The sequence below is a fragment of the Clostridium fessum genome (assembly GCF_027698965.1).
In the GTDB taxonomy this organism is placed as follows: Bacteria; Bacillota; Clostridia; order Lachnospirales; family Lachnospiraceae; genus Otoolea; species Otoolea fessa.
In genome coordinates, this window is record NZ_JAQEQF010000008.1 from 64026 (window position 1) to 77623 (window position 13598).

10 protein-coding genes are annotated in these 13598 nt (G+C 49.4%); 4 read left to right on the forward strand and 6 right to left on the reverse strand.

The window, feature by feature from the left end:
• Positions 1-90: 90 nt before the first annotated feature.
• The 6 genes from clpB to PG862_RS10990 all read right to left on the reverse strand — a co-directional run bounded on the left by clpB (position 91) and on the right by PG862_RS10990 (position 8760).
• Entirely contained in the window at positions 91-2682 is a 2592-nt protein-coding gene (gene clpB, locus PG862_RS10965) for an ATP-dependent chaperone ClpB (RefSeq protein WP_107001854.1), read from the reverse strand.
• Between the two features lie 199 nt (positions 2683-2881).
• On the reverse strand, positions 2882-3751 hold the full coding sequence (gene aroE / locus PG862_RS10970; RefSeq protein WP_270707395.1) for a shikimate dehydrogenase: 870 nt from the start codon (positions 3749-3751) through the stop codon (positions 2882-2884).
• A 47-nt stretch (positions 3752-3798) separates the two neighbouring features.
• A complete protein-coding gene (locus PG862_RS10975) occupies positions 3799-4578 on the reverse strand; it encodes a shikimate kinase (protein WP_270707397.1) in 780 nt (259 codons plus the stop codon).
• A 145-nt stretch (positions 4579-4723) separates the two neighbouring features.
• Positions 4724-5614 (reverse strand): quinate/shikimate dehydrogenase, encoded by an 891-nt coding sequence (locus PG862_RS10980; RefSeq protein WP_431833079.1) that lies wholly within the window; start codon positions 5612-5614, stop codon positions 4724-4726.
• A gap of 95 nt (positions 5615-5709) precedes the next feature.
• Complete coding sequence (locus PG862_RS10985; protein ID WP_107001850.1) at positions 5710-7731, reverse strand: oxidoreductase; 2022 nt, start codon at positions 7729-7731, stop codon at positions 5710-5712.
• A 72-nt stretch (positions 7732-7803) separates the two neighbouring features.
• Positions 7804-8760 carry a LysR family transcriptional regulator gene (locus tag PG862_RS10990; protein ID WP_270234539.1) on the reverse strand — a complete coding sequence of 319 codons (957 nt, stop codon included), beginning with the start codon at positions 8758-8760 and terminating at the stop codon, positions 7804-7806.
• A 458-nt stretch (positions 8761-9218) separates the two neighbouring features.
• Between PG862_RS10990 and PG862_RS10995 the strand changes: the two genes are divergently transcribed.
• The 4 genes from PG862_RS10995 (at position 9219) to PG862_RS11010 (ending at position 13474) form a co-directional block, all read left to right on the forward strand.
• On the forward strand, positions 9219-10433 hold the full coding sequence (locus tag PG862_RS10995; RefSeq protein WP_118469297.1) for an MFS transporter: 1215 nt from the start codon (positions 9219-9221) through the stop codon (positions 10431-10433).
• A gap of 31 nt (positions 10434-10464) precedes the next feature.
• On the forward strand, positions 10465-11229 hold the full coding sequence (gene aroD, locus PG862_RS11000) for a type I 3-dehydroquinate dehydratase (RefSeq protein WP_333563214.1): 765 nt from the start codon (positions 10465-10467) through the stop codon (positions 11227-11229).
• 335 nt (positions 11230-11564) lie between these two features.
• Positions 11565-12185 carry a TRAP transporter small permease gene (locus tag PG862_RS11005; RefSeq protein ID WP_117796717.1) on the forward strand — a complete coding sequence of 207 codons (621 nt, stop codon included), beginning with the start codon at positions 11565-11567 and terminating at the stop codon, positions 12183-12185.
• The gene (locus PG862_RS11010) at positions 12185-13474 is read left to right on the forward strand and encodes a TRAP transporter large permease (protein WP_118472534.1); all 1290 of its coding nucleotides are present in this window, start codon (positions 12185-12187) and stop codon (positions 13472-13474) included. Before PG862_RS11005 ends, PG862_RS11010 begins: the two co-directional genes overlap by 1 nt.
• Positions 13475-13598: the final 124 nt, after the last annotated feature.

Sequence of the window (13598 nt, forward strand, 5' to 3'; positions counted from 1 at the left end):
AAGAGCGCAGAGGAAGCTCTTTCGCACTTCTCCGCGCCCTATTGTTTCTTCTATATAATAGTTATAAATCCGCCGTAAGACGTTTTCCGCTTACGCGCTATGGACAGCCGAAGCCGTCAGCTTGCCATCCGAAAGCCCGATCTCTATCGTATCGCCCGCACGGACGCCGTCCGCCAGAATCAGCTTCGCTGCCAGTGTCTCAACGTTCTTCTGCAGGTACCGTTTCAGCGGTCTTGCACCGTAAACCGGATCGTAGCCATTTTCAATGATGAAATCCTTTGCCTCGTCCGTCAGGGCAATCTTTAACTCCTTATCCGCCAGACGTTTGTTGACATCTGCAATCAGAAGCTCAATGATGCCTCCGATGTTGCCTTTCGTCAGCGGCTTAAAGAGAATAATCTCATCCAGACGGTTCAGGAACTCAGGACGGAAGTGAGCTCTCAAGTCATGCATAACGGAGCTTTCCGCCTCCGGCTTGATCTGTCCCTTTTCATCGATGCCGTCCAGCAGATACTGGGAACCGATGTTGGAGGTCATAATCAGGATCGTATTCTTGAAATCGACAGTTTTGCCGGTCGAATCCGTGATACGTCCATCATCCAAAACCTGCAACAGGACGTTAAATACATCCGGGTGCGCTTTCTCAACTTCATCGAAGAGGACAACGGAATACGGTTTGCGCCGTACTGCCTCGGTCAGCTGACCGCCCTCGTCATATCCGACATATCCTGGCGGCGCTCCGATCAGACGGGAAACGGAATGTTTCTCCATGTATTCACTCATATCGATACGAACCATGTTGTTCTCATCGTCAAACAATGCCTCCGCCAGCGCTTTTGCAAGCTCTGTCTTGCCGACACCGGTCGGACCTAGGAACAGGAACGAACCGATTGGTTTCGTCGGATCCTTGATGCCCGCTTTGGAACGGATAATCGCCTCCGTTACCTTGGTAACGCCCTCATCCTGTCCGATGACACGTTTATGCAGCAGTTCGTCCATATGCAGAGTCTTGCTGCGCTCGCTCTCGGTCAGTTTGGCAACCGGAATACCGGTCCACTTCGAAATAATCCGGGCAATCTCATCCTCGGTGACACTCTCATGTACCAGACTGAGATCCTGATTTTTCACTTTTTCTTCCTCTTCCGCCAACTGTTTCTGCAGTTCCGGCAGCTTGCCGTACTGGAGTTCAGCCGCTTTGTTTAGGTCATATGCCTGCTGCGCTGCCTGAATCTCGCCATTTACATGCTCAATCTCTTCACGCAGTTTGGACAGCTTATCAACGGAAGATTTTTCATTCTCCCACTGGGCTTTCTGGGTCGAAAAGCTGCTCTTGAGCTCTGCCAGTTCTTTCTGCAGTTCTGCCAGGCGATCCTGACTTAAGCGGTCAGTCTCTTTCTTAAGCGCAGCCTCTTCAATCTGCAGCTGCATGATACGTCTCGACAGTTCATCCAGCTCCGCCGGCATTGAATCCATCTCTGTCTTGATCATCGCACACGCTTCATCAACCAGGTCGATCGCCTTATCCGGAAGGAAACGATCCGTGATATAACGATCCGAGAGGATTGCCGCCGATACAAGCGCAGAGTCGGTAATCTTGACCCCGTGGTAAACCTCATATCTCTCTTTCAGACCACGCAGAATGGAAATCGTATCTTCTACGGTCGGCTCATCAACGTGAACCGGCTGGAAACGACGTTCCAGAGCTGCGTCTTTTTCGATGTATTTACGGTACTCATCCAGGGTCGTCGCACCGATACAGTGCAGTTCACCTCTAGCCAGCATAGGCTTCAGCATATTCCCGGCGTCCATCGCGCCCTCGGATTTGCCCGCGCCGACGATCGTATGCAGCTCATCGATAAACAGAATAATCTGTCCCTCGCTCTTCTTGACCTCGTCAAGCACCGCTTTCAGTCTCTCTTCGAACTCGCCGCGGTACTTCGCGCCCGCCATCAGAGCTCCCATATCCAGGGCAAACAATTTCTTGTCCTTCAAGCCCTCCGGGACATCGCCGCGCACGATACGCTGTGCCAGTCCTTCGACAACGGCTGTCTTACCGACGCCAGGTTCACCAATCAGAACCGGGTTGTTTTTCGTCTTTCTGGAGAGAATCATAACCACGTTACGGATCTCACCGTCACGGCCGATGACCGGATCGAGCTTCTGATCTCTCGCACGTTCCACCAGATCGTAACCGTATTTATTTAAAGTGTCATACGTTGCCTCCGGATTATCGCTGACAACACGCTGGTTGCCGCGCACTGTCGAAAGCGCCTGCAAAAAGCTCTCTTTCGTAATGCCGTAGAGACGGAACAGTTCCTTGACCGCCTTATTCGGCTGTTTTAACATCGCCAGAAATAAGTGCTCGACGGAAACATACTCGTCCCCCATCGCCTTGGCTTCGTCCTCCGCGTTCACCAGCACCTTGTTGGCATCGTTGGAGAAATACACCTGACCGCCGGATACCTTCGGCAGCTTTCCAATCGCCTGCTGCACCTCATCACGGAACTGGTCGCCCGAGATTCCCATCTTTGTTATTAATTTAAAAATCAAGCTGTCTTCCACAGTCAAAAGACTGTACAGCAAATGTTCCTGATCAATCTGCTGGTTTCCATATTCATACGCCAGCTTTTCCGTATTTTGAACGGCTTCCAGAGACTTCTGGGTAAATTTACTGATATTCATAAACCTGCCTCCTTTCGAACAATCTGTGAAAACCTTTTGGTCTTCTTTTGTTCTAGCAGTAATATAACACTTGTTATTAGCACTGTCAAGAGGAGAGTGCTAATTTTTTATGAATAATTTGTGAAAACATTTTAAAAAAAACGGCACACCGCATTCTCATCACTAAGTAACGAGAATGCGGTGTGCCGCTTTTCAAATCCTATTTTGTAAAATATTTCTCTTTAATGATCTCCACCGGCATCTGCTGTCCTGTCCAGAGTTCGAAGGATGCAGCTCCCTGATAGAGAAGCATGTACATACCGTTGCTGGTCTTGCAGCCTGCCGCTTTTGCTTCGCGCAGTAAACGGGTCTCCTGCGGGTTGTAGATGACATCGAATACGAACAGGTCTTTATGGAACATCGTTGTATCAGTAATGATCGTATTGTCCGTCTTCGGAGCCATGCCGACGGAAGTACCATTTACCAGAATCGCGCTGTCTGCGATGGACTGGCGCAGGATCTCCGGATCGGAGTAATCATGCAGGGTTACCTTGCACCCTGTGCGCTCGTTCAGTTTCTTTACAATCTCCTCGGCTCTCGGATAGAACGCGTCCTTAACGTTAAATACGTTAATTTCTGCCACTCCGTCTAAAGCTGCCTGTACAAGAATCGCGGTTGCGGCGCCGCCAGCGCCTAAAAGCGTCATTTTCTTGCCAATGATGTCTACACCATTTTCTGCAACTGCACGCATAAATCCGACGCCATCGGTCGTATAAGCAGTCAGAACACCGTCGTCGTTGACAATCGTATTGCAGGCGCCGGAAATCTCGGAAGCCGGTGAAACCTTGTCTGCCAGCTTGCACATGATATTTTTGCCCGGCATCGTGATATTCCAGCCGCGCGCGCCCATCGTCCGCAGTCCCTCAACCGCCTGCGGCATCTTACCTTCCGGCACATCAAATGCCAGATATGTATAATCCAGACCTAACTGGCTGCACGCCTCGTTGTGCATCTCCGGCGAAACACTGTGTGCGACCGGGCTTCCCAGTAAACAAAGTAAACCTGTGTGTCCTGTGATATGATTCGACATCTTTTTCCCCTTTCGTTTTCTCTGTCAGAACTTTCTGAGCAGTCACATTATTTAAACTTCTTCACCTGTGCAATGATCTCCTCGCAGATCTCATTCGCTGATTTTCCATCGGTCGCGATCACAATATCCGCTGCCGCTTCATACGCCGGTCTGCGCTTCTCCATCAGCTCGGAAACATATTCCACTGTCTTATTATTTTCCAGAAGCGGACGGTCATGGTTCTCTTTGACACGCTCCAGAATCGTCTCCGGCTTCGCGGTCAGAAGTATAATCTTGCCGCTCTTTCGCATCTCCTGTACATTGATCTCGCGCATCGCTACGCCGCCGCCGCAGGATACAATCTTGTTCTTCTCGTTTCCTACCTCTTTAAGCAGGTTTGTCTCCTCGTTGCGGAAATATGCCTCGCCGTGCAGATCGAAGATCTCGGAAATGCTCATGTTGTTCTTTTTCGCGATCATTTCATCCATTTCCACCACATCCATCGCAAAGGTGTTCTGCAGTGCATTCGAAACGGTGCTCTTTCCAACTCCCATAAATCCGATCAGGAAAATATTGAATCCAAACAACTCATGGGACTGGATCCGTTTGCTCCGGTAGAGGACGCTGTCGTAAACTGCCATGATTGACTTTTTGTATTCATAATCATCCAGCTTCGCAAGCATCTTGCTCTTCTTGCGCTCTTCCTCCTCTGCCTGGTAAATCGGAAGTCCGTTTTTCTGTTTATAATTTGTAATCTCCTGGATAATCTGGCAGCGCATCCGCAGGGCATCGATCAGAATCTCGTCGCACATGTCCAAATCATTTCGCAGCTTCTTTAATTCATCCATCTGTCTCATCCTTCTTCACTTGTATTCATTCAGATCACTTTTGCACTTTACATTGAAAGTGTGTTTTATTATTATACCCGAATCAGGATATGAACGCAAGTGCTAATGAGGAATAGCAGGTATAACTGTGGGGGCTATCGTTTAATTAGATTCCCAGCTTCTCCTTCATGTAATCCACCGGTGTTGATTTTCCTGTATACAGTTCAATCGCGATCAGCGCCTGGAACAGCATCATGCTCATGCCGTTGTATACGCGGGTGCAGCCAGCTTCTTTGGCCTGCTTCATCATCACGGTCTCACGCGGTGCATATACCGTATCAGTTACGATCAGATCCTTGCGGAAATAGGACGGATCCGGGATATTGGACAGATCCTCCAGCGGGTGCATACCAACGCCGGTTGCATCACAGAAAATGTCTGCTTCGTGCATTTTCTCTTTTAAGAGTGCCAGATCGCCCAGGTCATGCATCTCGGCCTTGCAGTTAGAGTTCTTGTTGATGATGTCAACGATCTCCTCTCCGCGTGCATAGAACTTATCTTTAATATTGAAGATATGCAGCTCTGCAATGCCGTCCAGTGCGCCGCGTACTGCGATAGCGGTCGCTGCACCGCCGGTACCGATGAGAACCATCTTCATTCCCTTGAAATCAATGCCTTCTTCCTTGATTCCCTGCCAGTAACCCATACCGTCAGTGTTGTAACCCTTCAGGTATCCGGTTACATTGCCGTCTTTGTCACGGGTGTTGACTACAGTGTTGATCGCGCCGCACAGCTTTGCAGCCTCGTCTACCTCATCCAGATATTTGTGAACGACGGTCTTGTTCGGCATGGAGATGTTGGAACCCAGCATCTTCAGCGCACGGATACTCTCAACCGCTGCTTCCAGGGTATCGTTGTCTACCTCGAACGCAAGCTGGATAACATCGTCGCCATTCTTGTCATAGGCAAGGTTGTGGGTGGTCGGAGACTGTGTATGACGGATCGGGTAAGCCATTAATCCTACTAATTCGGTATGTCCTGTAATGTTTGGCATGATAATTTCCTCTTTTCTTCTCTATTTTTATAATCAAATAAAACGATATCATTCGTTCAGCGAACAGTCAGAATCTTTCAAATGCAATATTCAATTTCTTACTCCAACGGTGCCAGCTCTAAAAATCCTCTCGCTTCCAGCACGTTCAGAATCGCACGTCCTTCCATCGTTCCCTCCATGATACGGCGGGCGCGGACGGAATCTCCGATCGGGTAAATGAATGTATCTGTGTTGTCAAATGCCTCTTCAAGCTGTGCCAGAATCGGATTGTTGGCGCGCATTCCCAGACAGTTGAAACCGAGGTCAAAGTTCAGATCCTCGATCGTGCCATCCGGCAGCTTCACGGTAAATGCGTTTTCTTTGACTTCCTGCAGCGCAGTATTCACATACTCTTTCACACCATATTTGTCGTGTGTCTCACGCATGGAACATTTTGTGATCGGATCTGCCAGCATACCAATCTGCGGGAGCATATCCACGATGGTACACTTCGCGCCGCGCGGTGCGAAATACTCCACAACATCCAGGCCAACGGAGCCGCCGCCGACTACAACCACTTTTTTGCCCTTGCAGAAATCATCCGGGTATTCTCCGGCTTTTACTTTCTGAATCATCTCGAAAATGGTATCGACATGACCGGCTGCGATGTTTTCCTTGAGTCCCTTGATCGGCGGAACGACTGGAACGGAACCGGTTGCGTTGACAATGATATCCGGCTTGAACTGTTTGATCTTGTCCACGGTTGCCTCGCAGTTCAGAAATACATACAGATTTTTCAGTCTCTTCGCACGTGCTTCCAGATATTTCGGGAAGTCTTTCATACGGTTCTTGCTTGGCAGGTCGGAAATGAAGGTGGAAAGTCCGCCTAATTTACCACTCTTTTCTAATAAGAATACGTTGCATCCAACCTCGGCTGCCGTGCAGGCTGCTTCCAGACCGGCTGTACCGCCGCCGACTACAACTACGTTGCAGTTTTTATTGACTTTCAGCTTCTTGTAGATATCGCCCTCCGGAACAGCCGGGTTGACGGTACAGCGGATCGGACGGTTGACGCCGATTCGGTTTCCCGCACAGCCGACGTTACAGGAGATACATTTACGGAGAATCTCCTCCTCGCCGTTCTGCACCTTGCTGACCCAGTTCGGCTCTGCAATGAGTCCGCGTCCCATGCCGACAATATCGACATCGCCGCTCTCCAATACTTTCTCAACGACCTCCGGATCGCGGTAGTTGCCCGCATTGATAACCGGTTTACCAAATTTATCCTTCACGGCTCTTGCCATGTAGGAACGCCAGCCATCCGGCAGAAAGTTCGAGTCAATCTGATACTGTAAGGACGGGTTCAGACCGCAGGATACATCGTACATATCTACGTACTCATCCAGATATTCGAGGTATTCCAGTGTGTCTTCCAGCGTGTTGCCGCCCGGCACGCGCTCTTCCGCAGAGATACGGACGATGATCGGGAACCACGGACCTACATTTTTCCGCACCTCTTCCAGAACCATCTTCGGGAAACGGAGACGATTCTCGACGGAGCCGCCGAATTCATCGGTTCTTTTGTTGTAATACGGGGAAATAAACTGACTCATCAGATAAGAATGACCGCAGTGGATCTCAATCGCATCAAATCCGATCGCCTGTACACGTTTCGCCGCCTCGCCGTATTTTTTTACGGTCGTCAGGATCTCTTCCTTTGTCATCGGACGCGGAATCTCGCCGCCTGCCTTGGTCGGGATATTGGAGGAAGACACCGTCTCCATACCGGTTCTGGCAGAGGATGCAGAAGCACCCGCATGGTTGACCTGAATCGCTACCATCGCGCCATTCTTGTGAAGATTCTCGACTAACTGATAATAACGCGGCATAAAGCTGTCGTGATCGATGCGGATCTGGCTTGTGCCATTGGAACCAACCGGATATTCAATATTGGCATTCTCCAGAATAATCAGACCAGTTCCTCCCTTGGCACGCAGGGAATAATAATTCATATGGCGGTTGCTCATCTCACCGCTCGTCTCGCCATAGTTAGTACCCATCGGCGTCATGGCAACACGGTTTTTGATCGTCATGCGCTTAATGGTAATCGGTTCAAAAATTTTTGGGTATTTGCTCTTCATGATGAAATTCTCCTTCTCCATTGCATGAGAGGCATCCCTGTGTTTGTGACACTTTTATCATAACCGTTTTGCTTAAAAATTAACAATATCTTTCAAGTAAATTTTCAATACGTTTTTGCTATCGGTTTCCCTTTCCGCCTGCAGACCGTCCTGACGCGCCTGCTGTTTCATATATTCAATAAAGCGTTCCACCGCCGGAAGCCGGTAGCGTTCTTTCATCCAGAACATAAAAATCTGGTGATAAATGTCCAGATTTTCAATCGGATGAATGCAGACTCCCTGAGAAAGCTCCAGAATATCCGTGCGCGGCATCAGTGCGATGCCAAAACTCTCCCGCACCAGCGCGACGATCGAATATTCGTCCGGACACTCCACAATGATGTCCGGCTGAATGTTGTATTTCGCATAGAGCGCGCGGGTGCGCGTCCCCATCCAGGAGTCCTTATCGTATCCAATTACCGGATACCGGTTCAGCTCCGCAAATGGAATACTCTCCCGCTCTGCCAGCGGGTGATCCTTCGGCGTGATGATGACAAGCTTCTGGTTCGCCACCGGGAAAAATTCCATGTCATCCTTTTCCAGACAGCCGCCAAAGCCTACATCTAATTCACCCGTTTTTACCTTTTTTGCAATCGCCGGTGTGTGATTCTGCCAGAAATTAAACACAACCTTTTGATTTTCCGGCTGTTCTAAAAAGAGCTTGACCCGGTGCGGGATATAGTGACCGGCCAGTGGAAAGACATAACCGATGTCGATCTTTCCTCCATCCATCGAAATCTCCCGCATTTTTCCGACCGCGATGTGGCAGTCTGTGAGAATCCGGTCCGCGTACTCCAAAAACATCCTCCCCGCCTTCGTCAGGGTCACCCCGCGTCCTTCTTTTTCAAAGAGCGTCACGCCCAGCTCATTTTCCAGTGATGCCATTGACCGGCTCAGGGATGGCTGTGATATATATAATTCTTCCGCCGCCTGATGATAATTTTCCAGATTCGCTATCTTCTGAAAATATAAAATCTGATTCAATGTCATTCCTAACGTCCCCCGTCTTTATGTATCTTCGTATTAACTCTTCGCAATATCAGCCGTAAATGCATCACACCAAACTTCCATAATCGTTACTGTTCACGCATACGTGCCCAGTAACGGAATTTGCCGTGGCTTCGCATTTAAATACGGCAAATTCCTGCTGCCACCACGTTTTCTTACGGCACTTTCGGTTCCAAAAGTGCCTACCCGTGAACAGTAACCCATAATCATATTTATAACACATTAATGCTTAAAATGCATTGTTTTTTTGCTATAAAAGTATTAGACTTCGGCTATAATAATTATTAGAATAAAGGCATCAAACGTGTTATTTTTCTAACACTAAAACAGAACTTTTTATATCGGCATCTCCTTTGTGTTTGTGACAGAACATCAGCCATCATCCGCCCGGTTTCCGAAACGGCAGCACGACAGGCGGATCTTGAATTAAGGAGAAAATCATGAACAAGAAATATCTGCCAAGTGCACTTATCATGTACTTAAACTACTTTATCCATGGCGTCGGCTGTTCGATTCTCGGACAGGCAGTCATCAAGGAAGCGCTTGCCGCAGCCTGGGGCGTTGAGGCAATGGCGATCACCGCGATTTCCGCTGCTTTAGGACTCGGACGTCTGATTGCACTTCCATTTGCCGGACCACTTTCCGACAAACTGGGACGCCGAATCTCAACCGCCATCGGCAGCGCCTCCTATGCGGTTTACCTGATTGGACTTGCCTTTGCATTCAGCGCCGGACAAAACGGCGGCTACCAGATTGCTTATGTATGCGCGATCATCGGAGGTATCTCCAACTCGTTCCTTGATACCGGTATCTATCCGGCGGTTGCCGAGATTATCAGCAGTGCTCCGGGTGTCGCTACCATGGGGATCAAATTTTTCATCGCGATCGCGCAGATGCTTCTGCCGTTCGTACTCGGTGTTGCTGTGACAACCACCGCCACCGGCATGGTATCTTACAATCCGTTATTTATCGGATGCGGTATTATTTACGCTGTTTTATTTGTACTTATTTTCCTGTTCCCGCTGCCAGATTCTGAGCAGAAGGCAGAGGGCAAATCCGAGGGACTCATCGCCAGCTTAAAACACACAAATTTTTCGTTTGAGTCCATCGCCATGATCGTGATTGGTTTCACCTGCACCGGTACCTTCCAGTTATGGTTAAACTGCGCGCAGAACTTCGCAAAAGAAAATGCAGGCTGGGCGAACCCGTCCATCATGCAGACCTACTATTCCGCAGGTACCCTGATGGCGCTCGTTGTCACCTCCCTGCTGACCCGTAAAATCAAGGATGTACGTTTCATCCTCGTTTACCCGGTTATCTGCCTCGTTACTTTGGTTGCCGTACTCATCGGTCACAGCCAGACCCTTATGATTGCAGGCGCTTTCATCATCGGCTGGGCAGGCGCGGGCGGTCTGTTACAGATTGTAACCTCCGTCTGCAACATGCTGTTCCCGAAGATCAAGGGAACCGTAACCGCACTGGTTATGATTGCTTCTTCCTTATGCAATTACACAATTTTGACTGCCGCTTCCAAAATGGCACCATCCCATGTTATGATAATGAATATCGTACTGACTGCCATCGGCGTTCTCTTAGGACTCTTTGTCAATGCCCGCTACGCGAAAATGGTGTCTCTGGCAGAAAGCGACAAATAAATATTTATTGATAAAATGAAAGGATTCTCTGATTATGAATACTATCAAAGTTAGAAATATCGAAATCGGCTCCGGCACACCGAAGATCATCGTTCCGATCGTAGGCGTTACCAAACAGGAAATCATCGACGAGGCAAAAACGTTTGATTCTATTCCGGTTGATGTGGTAGAATGGCGTGCAGACTGGTTCGAGGGTGTCTTTGATTTTGAGAAGGTAGAAGATGTCTTAAAGGAACTGCGTGCCGTTCTCGGCGAGACTCCGATTCTGATGACTTTCCGTACCTCCAAAGAGGGCGGCGAGAAATCCATCGAGCCGGAAGATTACGCAAAGCTGAACATCAAGGCAGCTCAGACCGGCTATGTCGATTTCATTGACGTAGAGATCTTTACCGGCGACGCGATTGTAACCAAGATCATAGACGGTGCACATGCTGCTGGCGTGAAAGTCATCGCTTCCAACCATGACTTCCACAAGACGCCGGAGAAATCCGACATCATCTACCGCCTGCGTAAGATGCAGGATATGAATGCAGATATCCCGAAGATCGCAGTTATGCCGCAGAACAAGAAAGATGTTTTAACACTTCTCTCTGCCACTGAGGAAATGACTTCCCTCTATGCGGACCGTCCAATCATTACCATGTCGATGGCTGGCACCGGCGTTATCAGCCGTCTCTGCGGCGAGGTATTTGGTTCTTCCATGACCTTCGGCGCTGCCAAGAAGGCATCCGCACCGGGTCAGATGGGCGTAAAGGAGCTGGAGACTGTACTGGGACTGCTTCACAGTGCGATGTAATATCTGGCTTATACAGTTATTCGGTTACTGTTCACGCTAACGTGCCCAGTAACTGAATTTGCCGTGGCTTCGCATTTAAATACGGCAAATTCCAGCTGCCACCACGCTATCTTACGGCACTTTCGGTTCCAAAAGTGCCTATATTATACTTTTAGCCACCTATTTTTTTACTCCCGGAAATCCCTGTGCCTGCGGGTACGTGGGAATTCTCCGCGAGGCACTCAAGACCTGCTACCTCCATCGCAGGTCTATTATTGTTATCAAGCGGCACATCCGTTTTCAAACGTGCCTGCATAAACAGCAACCTATTATCCGTATTTACAAGGGGATTATTCATGAAAAAAACACTTCACTGGCTGGATGAAAACCTGGAAGAATTTCTGCTGGTTGTCATGCTGGCTGCGATGACACTCATTATGGGAATCCAGATATTTTCCCGCTACGCGCTTGGGCAGTCTCTGTCCTGGTCCGAGGAGGTTACCCGTTTTCTCTTTATCTGGAGCGGTTTTTTAAGCGTCAGCTATTGCAGCAAAAAGTGCCTGTCTATCAAGATCGAACAGTTCGTCGCTGCCTTTCCACGCAGAGGTAAGGCTCTTTTTAAGGTTGTCAACCACACCTTTGAGCTGATTTTTTTCCTTTATATGATCCCATTTGCATACTCTTACATGATGTCCGCCATTCACAGCGGACAGTTATCCCCCGCCTGCGGGATTCCGATGTACTATATTCAGGCAGCGCCGTTTGTTTCCTTTCTTCTGGTAACATTCCGCATTCTGCAGCGCTGGATCATCGAATTTAAGGTTGCCCGCGGCGAAGATGTCTACGATCCGGCCCACCCGGAGCGCAATACACCGGAATCCTTTATCCATGCAAATGCAGATATGCCGGAAAAGGAATCCAATGAAATCGAATCTCTCATCGAGGCAAATACACCATCTGGAAAGGAGGAACACTGATGCCTGCTGCTCTCTTATTTGTTATCTTTGTCGTGCTGCTTGTCATCGCGATCCCGGTATCGATCACGCTCGGTATCGCCTCGGTTCTCCCTTCCGTTTTTGACCCGTCCTTCACGGTCGGCGCTAAGTATCTGATCCGCGCCATGTTCGGCGGACTGGATTCTTTTCCCCTGCTCGCCGTGCCGATGTTCGTCTTATCCGGCATCATCATGGCAAAGGGCGGTATTTCCAAGAAGCTGTTTGACGTATTCGCCTTCTTTCTTGGCAATTTTACCGCCGGTATGCCATGCGCGGTCATCGTGACCTGCCTCTTCTACGGCGCTATCTCCGGCTCTGCCCCGGCAACCGTCGCAGCCGTCGGAAGCATGACGATTCCGATTTTAAGCGCCCTCGGCTATGACCGGACTTTCTCTACCGCGATCGTGGCAGTCGCAGGCGGTCTGGGCGTTATCATTCCGCCGAGTATCCCGTTTATCATGTACGGCATGGCGTCCGGTGCCTCTGTCAGCAGCCTGTTCTTAGCCGGCGTCATTCCGGGTCTGATGATTGGTCTGCTCCTGATGCTGTATGCCATCTATCACTGCCGACGTTACGGTGAAGATAGAGAAAAAATCCACGCTGAAATCCATCTGCTGCACGAAAAAGGACTGTTCCGGGTGCTGCGCGAAAGCTTTTTCGCTCTCTTAAGCCCGGTCATCATCCTTGGCTGTATCTACAGCGGCATCGCCTCCCCCACGGAAGCAGCAGTTATCTCCGTTTTCTATGCCCTGTTTGTCAGCCTGTTCCTCTACCGGACCATGAAATTTCGGGATATCCCGCCGATTTTTGTGGAAGCGATCCGCACATTCACACCGATCCTCTTTATTCTGGCAGCTTCCACGGCATTTTCCAGAGTCCTGACCCTGATGCAGGTGCCGCAGGCGGTCAGCAGCTTTATCCTGGAGCATTTCAACAGCCCGGTCATGATCCTGCTTGTCATCAACCTGTTCCTGCTTATCGTGGGAATGGTCATGGATACAACCCCGGCGATCCTGATTCTGACCCCGATCCTGCTCCCGATCGTGACAGCGATCAACATGGATCCGGTCCAGTTCGGTGTGATCATGGTTGTCAATCTGGCAATCGGCTTCGTAACCCCGCCGATCGGCGTCAACCTCTTTGTCGCCAGCTCCCTGACCGACGTCCCGATCATGGCGATCGCCAAAAAAGCGATGCCGATGATTGGATTGTTCCTGGTGGCGCTGCTGCTGATTACGTTTATACCGGCTTTGTCGCTGGGATTGTTATAATGCTGAATGGACGCTTGGAAATGTTGAAGTTCTGAAAGATTTCATATAACGACCTGCTTCACGCTTTCAGGCTGTGAATGGAATATTTCACATATGAAATGGATGTTTTTAAATTTGAAAGGAT

What these genes read in the sequence shown, in the direction of transcription:
- clpB (WP_107001854.1), bottom strand. Translation starts at nt 2,682, where the DNA reads ATGAATATCAGTAAATTTACCCAGAAGTCTCTGGAAGCCGTTCAAAAT.
- aroE (WP_270707395.1), bottom strand. Translation starts at nt 3,751, where the DNA reads ATGTCGAATCATATCACAGGACACACAGGTTTACTTTGTTTACTGGGA.
- PG862_RS10975 (WP_270707397.1), bottom strand. Translation starts at nt 4,578, where the DNA reads ATGGATGAATTAAAGAAGCTGCGAAATGATTTGGACATGTGCGACGAG.
- PG862_RS10985 (WP_107001850.1), bottom strand. Translation starts at nt 7,731, where the DNA reads ATGAAGAGCAAATACCCAAAAATTTTTGAACCGATTACCATTAAGCGC.
- PG862_RS10990 (WP_270234539.1), bottom strand. Translation starts at nt 8,760, where the DNA reads ATGACATTGAATCAGATTTTATATTTTCAGAAGATAGCGAATCTGGAA.
- PG862_RS10995 (WP_118469297.1), top strand. Translation starts at nt 9,219, where the DNA reads ATGAACAAGAAATATCTGCCAAGTGCACTTATCATGTACTTAAACTAC.
- PG862_RS11005 (WP_117796717.1), top strand. Translation starts at nt 11,565, where the DNA reads ATGAAAAAAACACTTCACTGGCTGGATGAAAACCTGGAAGAATTTCTG.
- PG862_RS11010 (WP_118472534.1), top strand. Translation starts at nt 12,185, where the DNA reads ATGCCTGCTGCTCTCTTATTTGTTATCTTTGTCGTGCTGCTTGTCATC.